Annotated in this window: 20 protein-coding genes; 13 read left to right on the top strand and 7 right to left on the bottom strand. The window is 63.2% G+C overall.

Annotated features, from left to right (window positions below; translation table 11 throughout):
• Positions 1–137 precede the first annotated feature (137 nt).
• Positions 138–689, top strand: coding sequence for a helix-turn-helix domain-containing protein (locus AC3AYF_RS02265; RefSeq protein WP_295036251.1), 552 nt, complete (start codon positions 138–140; stop codon positions 687–689).
• Here the strand turns inward: AC3AYF_RS02265 and AC3AYF_RS02270 are convergent.
• The 4 genes from AC3AYF_RS02270 to AC3AYF_RS02285 all read right to left on the bottom strand — a co-directional run bounded on the left by AC3AYF_RS02270 (position 679) and on the right by AC3AYF_RS02285 (position 4126).
• Positions 679–1638, bottom strand: a complete 960-nt coding sequence (locus tag AC3AYF_RS02270; protein ID WP_487779355.1) for an N-acetylmuramoyl-L-alanine amidase — start codon at positions 1636–1638, stop codon at positions 679–681. The genes AC3AYF_RS02265 and AC3AYF_RS02270 overlap by 11 nt on opposite strands.
• Positions 1635–2381, bottom strand: a complete 747-nt coding sequence (locus tag AC3AYF_RS02275) for a DUF3307 domain-containing protein (protein WP_295036249.1) — start codon at positions 2379–2381, stop codon at positions 1635–1637. The genes AC3AYF_RS02270 and AC3AYF_RS02275 overlap by 4 nt, the downstream gene beginning before the upstream one ends.
• Positions 2378–3010 (bottom strand): hypothetical protein, encoded by a 633-nt coding sequence (locus AC3AYF_RS02280; protein WP_295036248.1) that lies wholly within the window; start codon positions 3008–3010, stop codon positions 2378–2380. The genes AC3AYF_RS02275 and AC3AYF_RS02280 overlap by 4 nt, the downstream gene beginning before the upstream one ends.
• A gap of 165 nt (positions 3011–3175) precedes the next feature.
• A complete protein-coding gene (locus AC3AYF_RS02285) occupies positions 3176–4126 on the bottom strand; it encodes a GGDEF domain-containing protein (protein ID WP_487779356.1) in 951 nt (316 codons plus the stop codon).
• Between the two features lie 515 nt (positions 4127–4641).
• On the opposite strand from AC3AYF_RS02285, the gene AC3AYF_RS02290 reads away from it, so the two are divergent.
• Complete coding sequence (locus tag AC3AYF_RS02290) at positions 4642–5019, top strand: histone-like nucleoid-structuring protein, MvaT/MvaU family (protein WP_295036246.1); 378 nt, start codon at positions 4642–4644, stop codon at positions 5017–5019.
• A gap of 81 nt (positions 5020–5100) precedes the next feature.
• Here the strand turns inward: AC3AYF_RS02290 and AC3AYF_RS02295 are convergent, their stop codons facing one another.
• The 3 genes from AC3AYF_RS02295 to flgA all read right to left on the bottom strand — a co-directional run bounded on the left by AC3AYF_RS02295 (position 5101) and on the right by flgA (position 6755).
• The gene (locus AC3AYF_RS02295; RefSeq protein ID WP_295036245.1) at positions 5101–5553 is read right to left on the bottom strand and encodes a flagella synthesis protein FlgN; all 453 of its coding nucleotides are present in this window, start codon (positions 5551–5553) and stop codon (positions 5101–5103) included.
• A gap of 37 nt (positions 5554–5590) precedes the next feature.
• Positions 5591–5866 (bottom strand): flagellar biosynthesis anti-sigma factor FlgM, encoded by a 276-nt coding sequence (gene flgM / locus AC3AYF_RS02300; protein ID WP_295036244.1) that lies wholly within the window; start codon positions 5864–5866, stop codon positions 5591–5593.
• Between the two features lie 115 nt (positions 5867–5981).
• Positions 5982–6755 carry a flagellar basal body P-ring formation chaperone FlgA gene (gene flgA, locus AC3AYF_RS02305; RefSeq protein ID WP_295036243.1) on the bottom strand — a complete coding sequence of 258 codons (774 nt, stop codon included), beginning with the start codon at positions 6753–6755 and terminating at the stop codon, positions 5982–5984.
• A gap of 209 nt (positions 6756–6964) precedes the next feature.
• Here flgA and flgB point away from each other — a divergent pair, with 209 nt between their 5' ends.
• From flgB to flgL, 11 genes are all read left to right on the top strand, one after another.
• Complete coding sequence (gene flgB, locus AC3AYF_RS02310) at positions 6965–7384, top strand: flagellar basal body rod protein FlgB (protein ID WP_295036242.1); 420 nt, start codon at positions 6965–6967, stop codon at positions 7382–7384.
• Between the two features lie 4 nt (positions 7385–7388).
• A complete protein-coding gene (gene flgC, locus AC3AYF_RS02315) occupies positions 7389–7799 on the top strand; it encodes a flagellar basal body rod protein FlgC (RefSeq protein WP_295036241.1) in 411 nt (136 codons plus the stop codon).
• Positions 7800–7828: 29 nt separating this feature from the next.
• Positions 7829–8530, top strand: coding sequence for a flagellar hook assembly protein FlgD (locus tag AC3AYF_RS02320; protein WP_295036240.1), 702 nt, complete (start codon positions 7829–7831; stop codon positions 8528–8530).
• A 64-nt stretch (positions 8531–8594) separates the two neighbouring features.
• Entirely contained in the window at positions 8595–9887 is a 1293-nt protein-coding gene (gene flgE / locus AC3AYF_RS02325) for a flagellar hook protein FlgE (protein WP_295036239.1), read from the top strand.
• A 61-nt stretch (positions 9888–9948) separates the two neighbouring features.
• Positions 9949–10662: a flagellar basal body rod protein FlgF gene (locus tag AC3AYF_RS02330; protein WP_365676841.1), complete on the top strand. Its 714-nt coding sequence runs from the start codon at positions 9949–9951 to the stop codon at positions 10660–10662.
• Positions 10663–10733: 71 nt separating this feature from the next.
• Entirely contained in the window at positions 10734–11516 is a 783-nt protein-coding gene (gene flgG / locus AC3AYF_RS02335) for a flagellar basal-body rod protein FlgG (RefSeq protein ID WP_149434777.1), read from the top strand.
• Positions 11517–11554: 38 nt separating this feature from the next.
• Complete coding sequence (locus AC3AYF_RS02340) at positions 11555–12229, top strand: flagellar basal body L-ring protein FlgH (protein WP_295036238.1); 675 nt, start codon at positions 11555–11557, stop codon at positions 12227–12229.
• Positions 12229–13374 carry a flagellar basal body P-ring protein FlgI gene (locus AC3AYF_RS02345; protein WP_487779357.1) on the top strand — a complete coding sequence of 382 codons (1146 nt, stop codon included), beginning with the start codon at positions 12229–12231 and terminating at the stop codon, positions 13372–13374. Before AC3AYF_RS02340 ends, AC3AYF_RS02345 begins: the two co-directional genes overlap by 1 nt.
• Entirely contained in the window at positions 13374–14456 is a 1083-nt protein-coding gene (gene flgJ / locus AC3AYF_RS02350; RefSeq protein WP_295036237.1) for a flagellar assembly peptidoglycan hydrolase FlgJ, read from the top strand. The genes AC3AYF_RS02345 and flgJ overlap by 1 nt, the downstream gene beginning before the upstream one ends.
• A gap of 146 nt (positions 14457–14602) precedes the next feature.
• On the top strand, positions 14603–16231 hold the full coding sequence (gene flgK, locus AC3AYF_RS02355) for a flagellar hook-associated protein FlgK (protein WP_295036236.1): 1629 nt from the start codon (positions 14603–14605) through the stop codon (positions 16229–16231).
• Between the two features lie 245 nt (positions 16232–16476).
• Entirely contained in the window at positions 16477–17688 is a 1212-nt protein-coding gene (flgL, locus tag AC3AYF_RS02360) for a flagellar hook-associated protein FlgL (RefSeq protein ID WP_295036235.1), read from the top strand.
• Positions 17689–17939 lie beyond the last annotated feature (251 nt).

A 17939-nucleotide genomic window follows, 5' to 3' on the forward strand; every position in this document is an offset into this window, starting at 1 on the left:
ACACGGGTTTCGACAATGTCCGTCATTGCGCACGATACTGGCGCAGTGGCACACAGAACTGGCGTGGCACACAGGAAAGTATTCAGGGCGTCGGGTCGAGACCTGGCACCAGGGCGGTGTAGGCATCGGGAGGGATCATGAGTCCAGATCTTGCGGCTATCGGTCAGCGCATGAAGCAGTTTCGCGGTGAGCGCGGCCTGAGTCTCGACCGGGTCGCCAGGCTCTGTGGTGTCAGCAAGGCGATGCTGGGGCAGATCGAGCGGGGCGAGTCGACCCCGACCATCGCGACGCTGTGGAAGATCGCCAGCGGCCTTCAGGCGCCGCTGTCGCGGTTTCTGGTCGGTGAAAGCGGTGTGGTGCATCGACCGGCGTCACCCGCCAGGCACCAGGATGCCTCCGGCATGATCGTCACGCCGCTGTTCGCGTTCGATCCGCTCCTGGGGTTCGAGATGTTCGCGATCGAGCTGCCGCAGGGCTGCCTGAGCGAGTCGTCGCCGCATGCTCCGGGGGTGATCGAGCATGTGGTCGTACTGGAAGGTGAGATGGAGCTCTTCGTCGAAGGGGGGTGGCAAACCCTGGGGGCAGGGGAAGTGCTGCGCTTCGCGGCGGACCAGCCGCACGGGTATCGCAACCGGGGGCCGGCGACAGCGAAGGTTCACGATCTGGTTCACTATCCTTTCAGCGCATGAGTCGTTGTGCCCGAGGGCTGGCGACCGCCTCCTGCGCCGGCGTGACGCAGCCCGACGGCGGCGCCAGATCGGACGCCATCAGTTCCTGCGGTCGATAGCGGGCCAGCAGCGCCCAGAGGATGGCGGCGGTCTCGGCATCCGGCTGGCCGGCGTAGTTGGCGGGGCGGAAATGCATCTGGAACGCTCTGGTGACGTTGCGAGTCTCCTCGTCGAGGACGCCCGTCGTCGCGAGCCGATAGCCGTAGGCGCCGAGCGCGCGTTGGTATTGCCTCACCGTTGGCGAGCAGTGCGCGAAACGACGCCGATAGGTGGCGATGTCTTCATCGTCCGGCCAGGCGCCAACGCCTGCCTCGTGAAGTCTTTTCCAGGGGAAGCGCGGACCGGGGTCGATCTTGCGCGAGGGGGCGATGTCCGAATGTCCCAGGATCGAGGTCGGTGGAAGGTCGTAGCGGCGAATGATGTCTTTCGCCAAGGCGATGACCGCTTCGATCTGCCGGTCCGGATAGATCTGCCACTGTCTCCCCGACGCCGTGTCGCGGGGTCCCTGATTGACGATCTCCACGCCGATGGAGGTGTCGTTGAGCTGCGTGCGATCCTCCCAGGCGCTGATGCCGGCGTGCCAGGCACGATCGTTCTCGTCGACCAGTTGCCACACGCGTGGCACGCCACCTTCGGCCCGCGGGTGCCGAGCCACCAGATAGTGCGAACTGACGTTGGGCCCAAGCAGTGTGCGAAGCGCTCGAGGCGCTTCGGAGTCGGTGTAGTGCAGAACCAGATAGCGGATGCGGTGATTGTAGGCCTGTGACTGGTGGGTGTGATCGGCCACGTAGCCTTGCCGGGGTTCCAGGCCCGGCGAACTTGCACAGCCGGCCAGCACCGTCATCGACAAGGCGCCGATGAACAGCAGGGTCGCAATGCCACGCCACGATGCAACGCGATGAGGCGTCATAACACGTCCAGCAGATAGCGGGTCAGCAGACCCAGAGTGAGGGTGATCGAGAAGCTCAACATCGTACCCAGGAGTACGTACTCGGTGAGCTTTCGGTCGCGATCTTCGTAGAGGTCGCCGAAACGCAGCACCGACTTGGCGGTCAGTAGAAAACCGATCGCGGCCATCTGGTGGCTCAGCACGAAAGTCAGAATGAGAAAACGTTCCAGCATGCCGATCCGGGCGCCTGCGTCGGCCAGCGTGCCGCGGGTGTCGACCCCTTCGCTCCAGCGGCGCATGATCAGCGCGATCATGACCGAGGCGGGGCGCATGACCAGTAGATACGCCAGGGCGACCAGCAGGGTTCGGGGCTGCCATACCAGGCTGATATCGATGGCGACAGGCAGGGTGCTGCCGTCGATGACCCACCACCAGACGACGACCAGCACCAGTAGATGCAGAAGCTGGTCGAGAATGAAGAAACTGACGCGACGAGCCGGCGTATAGCTTTTCAGCGTGTCGATCATCCAGTGCGTCAGACCCACGATCCCCGTACCGATCAAGGCGTCGCGAACGGGCACGCCGAAAGCGACCAGGATGGCCAGGCACAACGACATGTGAATGCCGACATGCCAGTAAAGCGAGCGAGCGCGGAAATGGTGTTGCTGTTTCTGGCGTGCCCAGGCGTCGCTCTGCAGGACGAAATCGGCGACGGTGTGCGATAGCAGCAGCGCCAGTAGCAGCGACAGGCTGATTTCGCTCATGTCACGGTCTCCAGGCGTTGCCGGGTGAACTCGAGGAAGTCGCGAATCAGCGACCAGCGCGCTGCGCTCAGGCGGCGATTGATGGTCGGCTGCGAGCGTCCCAGGCGTTTGGCCAGTTCACTTTGGGAGTGATCGGCGAGGAGACTGAGGCGAATCACTTCCGCTGCGTTGTGACTCCAGTGACTGATGATATCGTCGGCAAACTGAATCAGCAGGTTCAGGTCGGGCTGGGGGGCGGCGAGGAACAGTCCCAGGCGCTGATGGCCCTGGCTCAATGCATCCAGGCCCTGGCCGGAGCGCACGAAAGCCTCCCCGTCGGCATTGATGAAATCGTCCGGCGCCGGAACCTGTCCCTCGCCGATTCCGATGGCGATGCGTGCGTCCCAGGTCTGTCGTCGTGAAGGGGAGTGCTCGATCAGGCTGGCACGCATGATGACGGCCGCGACGATGCTGTCCTCGATCCTGGGAACCGCCAGTTGGAAGGCATCGCCCCGGAACCGGGTGCCCACGGCGCCCAAGTTCCGGCCGAGACGTTCGATCCCCGTGTCGATCGCGCCGCGCAGCTTGCGCTTGTCGGCAATATCGCGAGAGGCAACGATGTCTCCGCTGAGCACACCGATCGATGACATGAGACTCCTTATCGATATCCATGCAGGTAGATGGATTATAGCCTAAAAAAGCTATTTCTGCGTTTATGCATAAAAAACACTATCAAGGCTGAGGCGCTGAAGATATCGATAGGCTGAAGGTAAGCGAGTACTGTATATATATCCAGCTTAAGGTTGTAAATTTTGTTATCCCGACGATGTCCGGGCTCGAGGCTCGGCGGCTGGTATGGGCCCTGCCGATGCTGCCTCGGCACCGATCAGCCTGGCTGCCACCCGGTTCCGGCCGTGCGCCTTGCAGTCATAGAGCGCCTGGGCCGCCTGGGCGATCATCTCGTCGATATCGATCAACAAACCGTTGGGACTCGTGACCACGCCGACGCTAACGGTGACGACGGGGGCAACGGGAGAATATTCGTGGGGCAATCCCAGCGCCTGGATCATGCCTCGCATCGCGTCTGCCAGTGCCCAGGCTTCCTCCTTGCCGGTATTGATCAGCAGTACCAGAAACTCTTCACCGCCCAGGCGCACCACGACATCGGTATCCCGGCGGAAAGTGTCTCTCAGCACGCCGGCGATATCCACGAGACAGCTGTCGCCTGCCGGATGACCATAGTTATCGTTGAAGGGCTTGAAATGATCCACATCGATCATCATCGCCGATACCGTGCAGCTCAGCCGGCGACTGAGAGGGACGAGCATGTCCAGGCGCTTCTCCAGCATCCGACGATTGCCGAGTCCTGTCAGAGGGTCGTTGAGCGTCTGTTCCAGCAGTGCGGCGTTATGGCTTCTCGACTCCTCTATCAACTGCTGCAGTTGTCGCGCCAGAAGTCCCACGGCATCGGTGCGGCTGGAGAGATCGAAAGGCATCTCGCGCGGCGCATCGCTGAAATCATGCGCGAAACGGGCGTGGTCGGCCAGGCGCCTGAGCGGTACCAGCAGCCAGCGGTCGACCAGCCACAGCGTGGCAGCCAGCCCGCACAGGCCAAAGGGACAGGCCATCAGCATGGCAAGCGCGCATGTGCCTCCGGCGGTGACCGTGAACCAGGCCGCTGCTGACATGGCCAGCGAGCTGCATAGCCAGACCCCGGCCAGAACTCCCAGCGTCCGGGTCGACAGATGATTTTTTATTCTCGGCATGCCTTGAACCGATGTTCTGGTTATTGAAGCCCGCGCTGCGTCGTCGGATGAGCGGGAATCGGTTCCATCCGGATCGAGGCGGGAGTGTGCGTGGCCGCACCTTCAATATCGACGGTCATAAGAGAAACTGTAACGCTGCCAGCAGGGCCGTAACCAATTAGATGTCATTGATTTAGCTCGGTCTTAACCAGAATTTTTGCAGACGGGTAATCCTGGAGACAAAGGCGCCGGATATTCCCTTCCGTATCAATCCGGCGCCAAGGCATTCCATTCGATGTCTTTCTGCTGGAATAACATCGGGTTTACCTCGATAGTGGTTGTTGAAGCCACACCCCATAAAACGCTGCACGGGTCTTTTCCAAAGCCTGCCGCGCGGATAAAAGGGGAAATGAACCATGAGTTAAATAAATATCGGTAATTGATTCCCGTTAAAAAAATCATCTCGACAAGCCTTGCAAGTTTTTAGATATCGGCAATAATGTCCTCGCTTAAACCAATCCGCAACGGAACAACGAATGTCTCTACTCAGCGATTACGTCAAGAAAGAACAGCTCCTGAAGCAGCTTGAAGAAGAGCTGAAGCGAATGGAGGGTGATCAGCGCCTGAAGTCCGAACTCGAGTTCAAGGAGAAGCTCGAAGCCCTGATGGCGGAATACGGCAAGACGACGCGTGACGTCATCGAACTGCTGAGCCCGGCCGAAGGCTCCCAGGCCTCGACCGCGCAGACGGGTTCGACCGGTGGGCGTCGCAAGCGCAAGCTGAAAATTTACAAGAACCCCAAGACGGGTGAAGTCGTCGAAACGCGTGGCGGCAACCACAAGACGTTGAAAGCCTGGAAAGACGAGCACGGCGGCGATACCGTCGAATCTTGGGTTGTCAGAACGGAAGACTGAGCGGTTTTTACTCTTCACCCCCGCTTAGCCTAAAGAGCCCTTCGCCAGTGATCCTGGCGGGGGTTCTGTTTTTTGGTACCCTCAGGCCTTGGAGCTGATGCCGCCGAAGCCGCCGTGCCGGGATTCTCCGCTCGGCCCGTAAACGCTGCCGCCAATGGCGTGGTTCAGAAAATCGATCGCCTGCTGGTTATGCTCGAGCCGCGAGGAGATGATGTGGCCGTTGAGACGGTTGGTTCGACGGACCCGTTCCGCCAGCTGACGAATCCGCTGCCAGGCCTCATTCATGTCGATGGCGTCAGCGAATCGGTCCGCGCCCTGGCTTCCGACGCCAAACCCCTGCGACCGCTGGTGCTCTCTGCGCTGATTCTCGAGCCGATCGAGCACGCTCAACTGCTGCTGCTTCGACGCCGCCAGTTCGCTGAGGCGTTCGCCATCGGCGTTACCCGAGCCGAGACAGACGGCTTCGGCATCCAGCGTTTCGGAGAACGCTTGCAATAGGGCTTGTTGCTCACGGAGCAGTTCGGCTGGCGTCATGTCAGATTCCTGGATCCGGACCTGGTAAGTCGAGTGATCAACGTTCGCCCAGCATGTCGCGGACGCTCTGGATCAGGCCGTCGGCGATCTTGCCGGTGTCGAGTTCGAGCCGGCCTTCGGAGATGGCCTGGCGGATGTCGTTGACGCGGGCAGTATCGATATCACCGCTGTCGTCGGTGGTCGGAATCTGGCTCAACGTCGTGGTCGAGCCGGCCGTCGTCTTGGCGCTCTCCAACGATTCAACACTCTTGCGCTGCTCGGCGGCGTCGTTCTGAGTGGGGCGAGTCAGCGGCTGTGTCTGGTCGATTTTCAAGGTCGTTACCTCATGGCTGGATGCACGATGACGTGGTTTCCTACGTTATCGGCAAAACCGGCGGAAGCTGAAAGAGATCGAGGAAGAGTTTTGTTAAGAAATTTATCCGACCGGGCTAGAAGTCGACCCGCAGTCGATCCTGGCCCGTCACTCTCCCTTGAAGGATCTGGTTGTTCTCCGTCTTGAGACGGATCGTACTCCCCAGCCCACCATTATCCAGCGCCTCGACGTTGCGACTGACACGGAATCCCTGCCCGACAGCGGTCAGCACCACCGTGTCGCCACGTTTTACCATCCAGGGCTTCCGCAGCATGGCCTCGGTCAGCGTGGTACCAGGCGGTATGCGCCGGGTGGCGACCATGCCGGCCGCCTCGGCGGGATCGTCCAGATAGCCACGGCGGAGGCGGGAAATGTCCGTCTGCTGCCAATCCAGCGCCGCCGCATCGAGCCGCTGTCCCGGGTCGATCGGCCGACGCGCCACCAGATGGCGGACCACGGCGGAGACCGTCGCCTGCAGATAGCGGGTTCGGTTGTCATGGCCACCGCAGTGCACGCCTACCGTCACCCGGCCCTGGGGCACGCCCGGTCGCGGCAGGAAAGGCTGGGGCGTCGGGCAGTCCCCGAGATCGGCCGCGCTTTGCTGAAGCTCGATCTTGACCTGATCGCCGAGCGAGGCGGTCTGCTGGTGCAGGAATCGCTCCACGCTCGCGCTCACCGCATCGTTCGGAGGAACATCGGTATCCGCCTGCGATATCGAAGGTATCGGCAACAGCGACAGCGCGAACAGCAGCGCCATCAGGGTCATGGCACCGGTCCAGACGACGCGTCGCAGGCCGGGGCGGAACTTCGACCGGCAGCGCTGAAACGTTTCGGGTGGATCTGCTCGCATGACATGGACCTCGGTGGCTAGCAGGCTCGCGGTATCCCGCGTCGATCGACGGAATTCCCCACAGTGGAAGCGATTTTAAACGGGCCCGCCGTCAGGCATTGATAAAAATGGCGCGCAATTACGGGTCTGTTTGCACGTTTGGCACGAACATCCCGCCGCTATTCTCCACTCTGTCAATTTTCCAGCGAACGCCACTCGAGGTGCACGGCATGTTCGACAAGTTGGATAACGCGCTGCGCTTCCAGCAGGAGGCCATCAATCTGCGCGCGGAGCGCCAGCAGGTGCTGGCCAATAACATCGCCAATGCCGATACGCCCAACTTCAAGGCGCGGGATTTCGATTTCCGCGCCGAATTGAACCGGGTGATGGAGCAGGGCCGCAGCGAGTCATCCGGCGGGCTGTCACTGGCGCGGACCTCCGCCCGGCACATTCCCGGCCAGGCCGGTGGCGGGGCAGGCGTTCGGGATCTGCTCTACCGGATGCCGGATCAGCCCAGCCTGGACGGCAATACGGTCGACATGGACCGGGAGCGCTCGGCCTTTGCCGACAATTCGCTGCGTTATCAGGCGGATGTCACTTTCGTCAGCCGCAAGATCCAGGGGCTGAAGAAAGCCATGCAATCGGAGTAACACGATGTCGATGTTCAGCGTATTCGAAATTTCCGGCTCGGCGTTGTCCGCCAATTCACAGCGGATGAACGTGACGGCCAGCAACCTGGCCAATGCGGACAGCGTCGCCGGGCCTGACGGGCAGCCTTATCACGCCAGGCAGGTGATGTTCCAGGCCATGAGTCAGCAGGGCGGCAGTGCGGGCGGGGTCCGCGTCAACGGCGTGATCGAGGACGACACCACGCCGATGCGTATGGAATATCGGCCGGGGCACCCGTTGGCGGACGAACAGGGCTACGTGACGATGCCCAATGTCGACCCGGTCAACGAGATGGTGGATATGATCGCCGCCTCCCGTTCCTATCAAGCCAACGTCGAGGTCATGAACACCGCCAAGACGCTGATGACGAAAACACTCACCATCGGCGAAGGCTGATCGGTGTCGGTCCATAGCGAGGAGATGTCATGTCCAGTCCGGTGATCGGCAACAGTACCCTGGCCAACATCAATGGTGCGGCCGCCCAGAGCTCCACCACGGGAGTCGAATCCGGCAGCGAGCTCAACGATCGTTTCATGACGCTGCTGGTGACGCAGTTGAAGAACCAGGACCCGACCAGCCCGATGGAAAATTCGGACATGACGGCGCAACTGGCTCAGATCAATACCGTCAGCGGTATCGAGAAGCTCAACGACAGTCTGTCCGCGATTACCGATCAGATCGACGCGGGCCAGGCGTTGCAGGCCACGGCGTTGATCGGCCAGGGCGTGATGGTGCCGGGCAACAGGATCCTGGTGGGATCCGCCGATGGCACCGATGGTGTGGTCACGACGCCGATCGGCGTGGAGTTGGATAGCGCCGTCGAGGATCTGCAGATCGATATTCGCGGCGCCAGCGGCGAGATCATCGACAGCTTCTCCACCGGGCCCTTGTCCGCTGGCGTCCACAGCTTTACCTGGGATGGCAAGCTGGCCGATGGCTCCAGCGCTGCCATCGACAGCACCTACACGGCTTCCTTGACCGGAACCGTCGGTGAGGAAACCTACGCGCCGACTGCGCTGAACTACGCCCTGGTCAACGGGGTGATTCAGGGGGCGAACGGCGCCCAGCTCGACTTGGGATACGCTCAGGATCCCGTGGCGCTCTCGGAAGTGCGTCAGATTCTCTGAGTGAGATTCAGTAACGACATCAACCGTTCTAGCGGACGCAACCGATAAACGTAGGGGATCAGTCATGGGTTTTTCGCAGGCATTGAGCGGCGTCAACGCCGCTTCCCAGCAGTTGGATGTGATCGGCAACAATATCTCCAACTCCCAGACCAAGGGGTTCAAGAGTGGGTCGGTCCAGTTCTCCGACGTCTTCGCCAATAGCGCGGTCGGCCTGGGTACCCGGGTCTCCGGCGTGCTCCAGGACTTCAGCACCGGCAGCCTCGAGTCCACCGGACGCAACCTGGACATCGCCATCAGCGGCGACGGGTTCCTGCGCTTCCAGCAGGAGGGCGAAGTCGGCTACTCGCGCAACGGCCAGTTGACGCTGACCGCCGACGGATTCCTGGAGAACGCCCAGGGCGCCCGGCTGATGGGCTATGGCCTGGCGGATGCCGCCGACGTCAACTCCGGCGTCGTCGTCGGCGGCCAGCCGCAGGTGCTCAACGTGCCGGCGGCGGATATGCCGGCAAGTGCTACCGGTGCCACCGGAACGGGTATCAACATTCAGCTCAACCTGGATGCCACCACCGTGGCAGACGACTCCTCGACCGCGGTGCTCTACGACAACCTCGCCGCCAAGACCGCCGAAGACAACACCCAGCAGACCTCCGTCGCCTACAACTACTCCACCAGTTTCACGGTCTACGACTCGCAGGGTGCGCAGCACAACGCCACGCTGTACTTCCAGAAGACCGGCGACAATGCCTGGAGCGCCCGCACGGCGCTGGATGGCGTGCTCACCGACCAGACGCTCACGGCGACTTTCGATAGCGCCGGCAAGCTGGCCACGATCGACGGCGAAGACGCCACGGCCAATCCGGTCACCTGGCCGAATCTGGCATTCACCAATGACGAGCTGGGCGACGGCGTCGACCCGATCAGCGCCACCTTCAACATGGCGGGCAGCACCCAGTTCTCCAACGACTCCACGGTCAAGAGCCTGGCGCAGGATGGCTACGCCTCCGGGGCGTTGGTCGGCGTCAGCTTCGCCGATGACGGCTCCGTCGTCGGCAGCTACTCGAACGAGAAGACCGTCAACCTCGGGCAGATCGCGCTGGCGACCTTCCGCAATCCCGAGGGCCTGTCGCCCTCCGGTGGCAACCTGTTCGCAGCGACCGCCACCTCAGGCAACGAGCTGCTGGGCACCGCGGGAACCGGAACGCTGGGGTCGATCGAAGCCGAAACGCTGGAAGCTTCCAACGTCGACCTGACGACGGAACTGGTCAACCTGATCATTGCGCAGCGCAACTATCAGGCCAACACCAATTCGATTCGTACCCAGTCCGAAGTCATGGATCAGGTCGCCCAACTGCGCTGATGACGACACGCCGCCGATCGCGATGTGAGCGGCGGCAACCTCGCTTCCAAAGGGTTTCAGCATGGATCGGATTCTCTATACCGCCGGTGGTGGCGCGAGCCAGACCATGGCTCAGCAGTCGGTGGTCAATAACAACCTGGCCAACGTCAGTACCCCCGGGTTCCGTGGCGAGCTGATGGCTCTCCGCGCGGTACCGGTGGAGGGCGACGCACGCCTGCCGACTCGCGTCGCTTCGATGATGAGTACCCCCGGCGCCGATTTCACGCCGGGTACCATCAGTACCACCGGGCGCAGCCTCGACGTCGCGCTGCAGGGCGACGACACCTGGCTGGCATTGCAGTCGCCAGACGGTGGGGAGGCCTACACGCGGCGCGGCGATCTCCAGGTCGACGCCACCGGCCTGCTGACGTCGCTCGGCAATCCGGTTCTCTCCGACAACGGACAGGCCATCGCGGTGCCGCTCGGCGGCGACGTGACGATCGCGCCGGACGGTACTATCAGCGTGCTGGAGCCGGGCCAGAATCCGGACGCCGTGGCACCGCTGGCGCGGCTCAAGATGGTGGTGCCGGGCAATGACAACCTGGTGCGCGGGGAGGATGGCCTGTTCCGCAGGGTGCCGGCGCAGGGCGAGGACGTCGCGGCACCGCTGCCGGCCGACGATACCCGGCGACTGGTCCCCGGGGCGCTGGAGGGCAGCAACGTCACTCCCACCGACGCGATGATCTCGAGAGCGCGGACGAGAACGAACAGCGCGCCAACAGCCTGCTCTCGCTAACCAGCTGACGTCAATTTCGACCAGCGGTGCCAGCCACTTCACGCTAGCGCACCGACAATGAGGTTCCTGTCATGATCAAATCTCTGTGGACGGCCAAGACCGGTCTGGAGTCGCAACAGGTCAAACTGGACGTGATCTCCAACAACCTGGCCAACGTCTCGACCAACGGCTTCAAGCGATCCCGCGCCGTGTTCGAGGACCTGCTCTACCAGAACGTGCGCCAGCCCGGTGCCCAGTCGTCGGTGGTCGATACCCTGCCTTCCGGCATGCAGGTGGGTACCGGCGTGCGCCCCGTGGCGACCGAGCGGCTGCATACGCAGGGCGGGCTGCAGAATACCGAGAACTCCCGGGACCTGGCGATCAACGGCAAGGGATTCTTCGCCGTGCAGATGCCTGACGGCACCACCGGCTACACCCGTGACGGCAGTTTCCAGGTCAACGAGAACGGCCAGCTGGTCACCGCCGGGGGGTATCCCGTCGATCCGCCGATCGTGATCCCGCAGAACGCGCTCTCGATCACCGTCAGTCAGGACGGCGCCGTATCCGTCACCCAGCCGGGAACGTCCCAGAGCAATGAAGTGGGGCAGATCATGCTCTCCACCTTCATCAATCCGACAGGGCTTCAGAGCATCGGCCAGAACCTGTACCTGGAAACCGATGCTTCGGGCCCGCGTACCGACCTCAACCCGGGTCTGGATGGCGCCGGCAAGCTCTACCAGGGCTATGTCGAGACCTCCAACGTCAATGTGGTGGAGGAGATGGTCAGCATGATCGAGACGCAGCGTGCCTACGAGATCAACAGCAAGGCCGTCGAAACGTCCGATCAGATGCTCCAGCGTCTGACGCAGCTATAAACCGGGGAAGACGCGTGTTGCTGACCGCAGAACTAGCCATGACGTGGCGCAGAGTGATGATGCTGATCGGCCTGGGGCTGGCGACGGTCGTGGCGGGCTGTGCCCAGATCCCCAGACACTCCGTGGTCGAGAATTCCGCGCCGGTGGAGATCCCTTCGACGCCGCCGTCCCAGGCCAATGGTTCCATCTACCAGGCCCGCTTCGGCTTCCAGCCGCTGTTCGAGGATCGGCGCCCGCGCCAGGTCGGCGACATCATCACCATCGTGCTCGACGAGCAGGTCAGCGCCAGCAAGAACTCCGCCGCGAATGCCACTCGCAACGGATCCGCCACCTTCACGCCGGGGGTGGTTCCCGACCCGATCGACTTCCTCGAAAGGTACGCCACGGATCTGGAGGGCGAGAACGTGTTCAACGGGTCCGGTGGGGCAAATGCCAACAACACCTTTACCGGGACGATCACCGTGACCGTCTACGACCTGCTGGCCAATGGCAACCTCAAGGTACGCGGGGAGAAACAGATCGCGATCAACCAGGGCACCGAGTACATCCGGTTCTCCGGGGTGGTCAATCCCCGGGCGATCAGCGGCTCCAATACCGTGCAGTCGACCCAGGTCGCCGATGCCCGCATCGAGTACATCGGTGACGGCTATATCAACGAAGCGCAGACCATGGGTTGGCTGCAGCGCTTCTTCCTCAACATTTCGCCTTTCTAATGCCTATGACCCGCCTGTCCCGTTCGATCCGGATCCGCCGCCCGTCGCTGGCGCAAACACTGGTGCTGGTGGCGATGCTGCTGTGCAGCCTGGGGGCGCAGGCCCAGCGCATCCAGGACCTCGCCAACTTCTCCGGCGTGCGCGACAACCCGCTGGTCGGCTACGGACTGGTGGTCGGCCTCGACGGCACGGGGGACCAGACCACCCAGGCCCCGTTCACCGGCCAGAGCATTACCAACCTGCTGTCGCAACTGGGGGTGACGGTCCCGGCCGGAACCAACATGCAGTTGCGCAACGTGGCCGCGGTCATGGTGACCGCGAAACTGCCACCGTTCTCCCGCCAGGGGCAGGAGATCGACGTCACCGTCTCCTCTGTCGGCAACGCCGATAGCCTGAGGGGCGGGACGCTGCTGATGACGCCGCTCAAGGGCGCGGACGGCCGTGTCTATGCGCTGGCCCAGGGCAACGTCTATGTCGGCGGTGCCGGTGCCCAGGCGGCCGGCAGCAGCGTCTCCGTCAACCACCTGGCGGCGGGACGAATTCCCGGGGGCGGACTGGTCGAGCAGGAGGTGCCGGTGCGCCTGGGCGACGCCAGCGGGACGCTGGACCTGTTCCTCAAACGGTCCGATTTCGAGAACGCACGCCGCATGGTTGCGGCCATCAACCAGGAGTTCGGTGCGCCGGTGGCGGCCGCGCTCGATGGGCGGACGGTGCAGCTCAAGCTGCCGGCCAACAGCAACGATCGCGTCACCTTCCTGGCCCGGGTGCAGGGCGTCGACGTCACCACCGAGCGCGGCCCGGCCAAGGTGATCGTCAACGCCCGCACCGGTTCCGTGGTGCTGTCGGATACCGTCACCTTGAACCGCGCGGCGGTGGCTCACGGCAACCTGTCGATCGTCATCGACTCCAATCCGCAGGTCAGCCAGCCCAACGCCCTGGCCGGCGGCGACACGGTCGTGGTACCCAATGCCGATATCAGCGTGCAGCAGGAGGGCGGCGCGCTGCAGGTGGTCCAGACCAGCGCCGACCTGATGGATGTCGTCAATGCGCTGAACGCGCTGGGGGCTTCGCCCCAGGACCTGATGTCGATCCTGCAGGCATTGAAGTCCGCGGGCTCGCTCAACGCCGAACTGGATATCATCTGATGACGATGGGCAACGATCTCTCCGGCCAGTTCGCGCTCGACGTCCAGAGCGTCCAGCGACTCAAGTACAGCGCGGCGAACTCGCCGCAGGGCAGCCTCAAGGAAGCGTCGCGCCAGTTCGAGGCGGTCTTTCTGCAAATGATGCTCAAGAGCATGCGCGATGCCAGCCCCCAGTCCGGTCTGCTGCAGAGCCATCAGATGGACATGATGCGCTCGATGCAGGACCAGCAGTGGGCCCAGCAGTTGGCGGGGAAGGGGCTGGGGCTGGCCGATCAGCTCGTGCAGCAGCTGGAGGGAAGCGGCTTGCCCGGGACGACGGCGCTGCCGGCGGCCAGCGGCAAGGAGGACGCCTCGGCCTTGATTGCCGGCATCCCGCGTGGGACGCCGCGACTGCTGCACGGTGGCCTGCGCACTCCCGGATTCGCGTCGGACGCATCCCGGCATGACATGGCGATCTCTGGAACGCCCGGCAACGGCGCGACGGACAACGATGTCGACGTCGCACCTTCGTCGGCACGCGCCGATGGCGACGATCGTCCGGCCCACGTTCGTGCCTTCCTCGAGCAGTTGGCGGGTCCCGCCCGGCGCGCCGAGCAGGCGTCGGGAGTGCCCGCCGAACTGATCCTTGCCCAGGCGGCGCTCGAGACAGGCTGGGGGCAGCGGGAAATTCCCACCGCCAACGGCGGCAACAGCCACAATCTGTTCGGTATCAAGGCCGGGCGGTCATGGCAGGGCGCCACCACGGAAATCACCACCACCGAATACGTGAATGGCCGGCCGATCAAGATGGCCGACCGTTTCCGCGTCTACGACTCCTATACGGAGGCATTCGCCGATTACGCCAGCTTGATCGGTGACAACCCCCGTTATCGGGGCGTGGTGGCGGCGGCGTCGCCCGACCAGGCCGCACGGGCGTTGCAGCAGGGCGGTTACGCCACGGACCCGCGGTATGCCGAGAAGCTCCAGGGGATCATGGCGCAGCTGGGCGGATTGGACGCCCTCCCTGACCGCGGGCTGCTGGCCGCCGCCAGCGATGACGACAACCCCTTCGGTCCGGATACGTTACCCTCCGCGATTTTCTAGTGGCTGTTCGGGAGGCGGTGCGCAGTAACAAAACGTTGCGAAATCACCCCGGCCAGGATTCAAGAAGTGGCGGATACAGCCGATAGAAATCATAACTTTGCACGGATCCGCGCCGGACTCTCGATGGCGTTTCACGGGATAGCGATATGAGCCTGTTTTCGATTGGTCTCAGTGGGTTGAGCGCGGCACAGAACGCGCTGTCCACCACCAGCAACAACATCAGCAACGTCTACACCGATGGCTACAGCCGACAGCTGACGCTACTGGGCCAGAACGCCAGTGGCGGCGGAGCGGGCTCCGGCGTCAGCGTCGACGGCATCCAGCGCCAGTACAACGGCTATATCAGCTCCCAGCTCAACCAGGTCAACAGTCGGCAGGCGGCACTGGAGACCTACCAGAGTCAGGTCAACCAGATCGACGATCTGCTGGCGGACAGCGACTCCGGCCTGACGACGCTGATGCAGGGGTTCTTCTCCAGCGTGGAGGATCTGACCGGCTCGCCGGCGGATGCGGCGGCTCGGGAGGGCGTGCTGGGTACGTCCCGCAGCATGGCGGCGCAGTTTCGTGCCTATGACGGCTATCTCAGCGACATGCGTGAAGGCATCAACGGCCAGATCGGCGACGTGGTCACCCAGGTCAACAATCTCAGCGACCAGATTGCCGATCTCAACAAGCAGGTGACGCTGGCGCGCGCCCGCAGCGGCGAAGAGCCCAACGCCCTGCTCGATCAGCGCGACAAGCTGGTCAGCGACCTGGGCGATCTGGTCGACGTCAACGTTCAGGTGCAGGACGGATCCACTTATCAGGTATCGCTCTCCAACGGCATGCCGCTGGTCGCCGGCAACAAGTCCTTCGATCTGGTGGCGGTGAAGAGCAGCGAAGACCCTTCCTCCGTCACCATCGCGTACGAAGATGGCGCCGGAGCGCGCTCTCCGCTCAAGGAATCCGTGATCAAGGGGGGCGAACTGGGCGGGCTGCTGAGCTTCCGCAGTGAAACCCTCGATAGCACGCAGAACCAGCTCGGCCAGTTGGCGGTGACGCTGGCGCAGAGCTTCAATGCCCAGCACGAGGCCGGCGTGGATCTAGACGGCAATGCCGGCGAAGCGTTCTTCGCCATCGGCAGCCCGACCGTCGTCAGCGATGCCACCAATGCGGGCAGTGGAGCCCTGGCTGCCGAGTACGGCGATGTCGGCGAGCTGACGGCGGACGATTATCGACTCACCTACCAGGCTGACGGCAGCTACTCGGTGGAGAATCTCGGCAGCGGCAAGACCAGCTCGGTATCGCCGGCGGCGGATGGCACGTTATCCGTCGGCGGCGTGACCCTGACGCCGAGCGGCACGCCGGCAGAAGGCGACGTCTTCATGCTGCAGCCGACGCGTAACGCCGCTGCGGCGTTCGATGTCGCGGTGAGCGATACCGACAAGATCGCCGCCGCGGATGCCGACAGCGGCGGCAGCGGCGATAACCGAAATGCGTTGGCGCTGCTGGACCTGCAAAACCAGAGGCTGGTCGGGGGAAGCAAGACCTTCAGTGGCGGCTACGCCTCGCTGGTCAGCGATGTCGGTAATCGGGCCGCGATCACCCAGGCCAATCTCACCACGCAAACGGGGTTGAGCGACCAGCTCTTCGCCTACCAGCAGGCCGACTCCGGCGTGAACCTGGACGAGGAGTACGCCAACCTGCTGCAGTACCAGCAGTACTACTCGGCGAACGCCAAGATCATCGAGGCGGGCTCGACCATCCTGGATACGATCCTGGGGCTGCGCGCCTGAGCCCGAGATGAGTCGGGAGCCTAAGCTCTGCCTGAAAAATCGACGAGCGATAGCCAGACAAGGCGAAAAACGGCGAAAAAGCGGAATTTACGCGGGGTAAATGAGCATTTTGACCGGGCTGGCGTTCCAGCCGATTTTCAACGCCGTATGGGTGAGCGCAGGCATTTTTGAGGCAAAGCATAGCTCGCGTCGTTATTGAATAATCATTGAGTGCGCCGAGTCGAGGCGCCTCCGAGGAGAGAGCCGTGCGTGTCAGCACCGTGATGATGTTCGAGCGCAGTGTCAGCTCGATGAACCGCCAACAGAGCGCCTTCATGCAGGTGGGCGAACAGATCGCCTCCGGCAAGCGCGTGGTGCGTCCCTCCGACGACCCCCAGGCCGCCTCGCGCGCGGTCGGCGTGTCGCAGTCGCTGGCGTCCAACGCCCAGCAGAGCGACAGCCGGATCACGGCGCGCAACTCGCTGAGCCAGGAGGAGAGCGTCCTCAACAGCGTCTCCGACTCGCTTACCCGTGCCAAGGAGCTCATGATCCAGGCCGGCAACGGTACCCTGAGCGACGCGGATCGCCAGTCGATGGGGACGGAGCTGCGCGGCGTCTACGAAGCGCTTCTCGGCCAGGCCAACTCCACCGACGGTAACGGCAGCTATCTGTTCGGCGGTTACCAGGACGGTGCCGAGCCCTTCGTCAAGGACGCTGCCGGCGCGGTGCAGTACGCCGGCTCCGATCAGGTTCGCCAGCAGAAAGTGGACTCCTCGCGTCTGATGGAAGTGGGCAATACCGGTCGTGACGTGTTCCAGACCGTGGCGGGAGGCGCCGGCTACGTCGCCAGGGCCGGCGCCGACAATGCCGGCACGTTGACGTTCACCGGCCCGCAAGTCGTCGATACCACGGCCCCGGGGTATGGGGACGACTACGCCATCTCGTTCGCCGCGAACGGGGATGGCACGTTCGACTACACCATCAGCGGACCGGATGGCGATACCACCGGCAATTACGACGGCACCAGCGCCACCCTGGAGTTCGGCGGGGTGCGCCTCACCCTGGAGGGCACGCCGGAAGATGGCGACGCGCTGGACGTCGGCACCGCCAGGAACATGAATCCGGATGTATTCGCCACGCTGGAGAACATGCTCTCGGCGCTGGAGAACCCGCTCGATTCCGACGCCGACAAGGCGGCCTTCGCCAATACGCTGTCGACTTCCAGCCGGGAGATGGACAACGCGCTGGATAACGTGCTGACCGTTCGGGCTTCCGTCGGTGCTCGCCTCAACGAGCTGGATACCCTCGACACCGTGGGCAGCGATCGCAAGATCAGCTACACCCAGACCCAGAGCGACCTGATCGATCTCGACTACACCACCGCGATCTCCGATTACGTGCTGCGCCAGGTGGGTCTGCAGGCGGCGCAGAAGGCCTTCGTCGATCTGCAGGGAACGTCGTTGTTCGAGATGATGTGACCGCACTGGTGCTCCGGCGGGCAGCCGGATAGCGGTCGAAGGCGGGCGCGGCGGGACGACGGCACGAAGAAGGGCGCATCCAGGTGGTGCGCCCTTGTCGTTGGTGTCGTCCGACGATGGCATCGTGCCCGTGGAAGAGGTGGCTTTCGGGCCGACCCCGTCGCTCGTCTCAGGGAGCGCCACCCATCTGTTCGATCATGCCTTGCATGAAGCGCAACTGCTGAGTGAACAGATCATTCCAGAACCCGCCA

It is taken from the genome of Salinicola sp. (genome assembly GCF_982684285.1).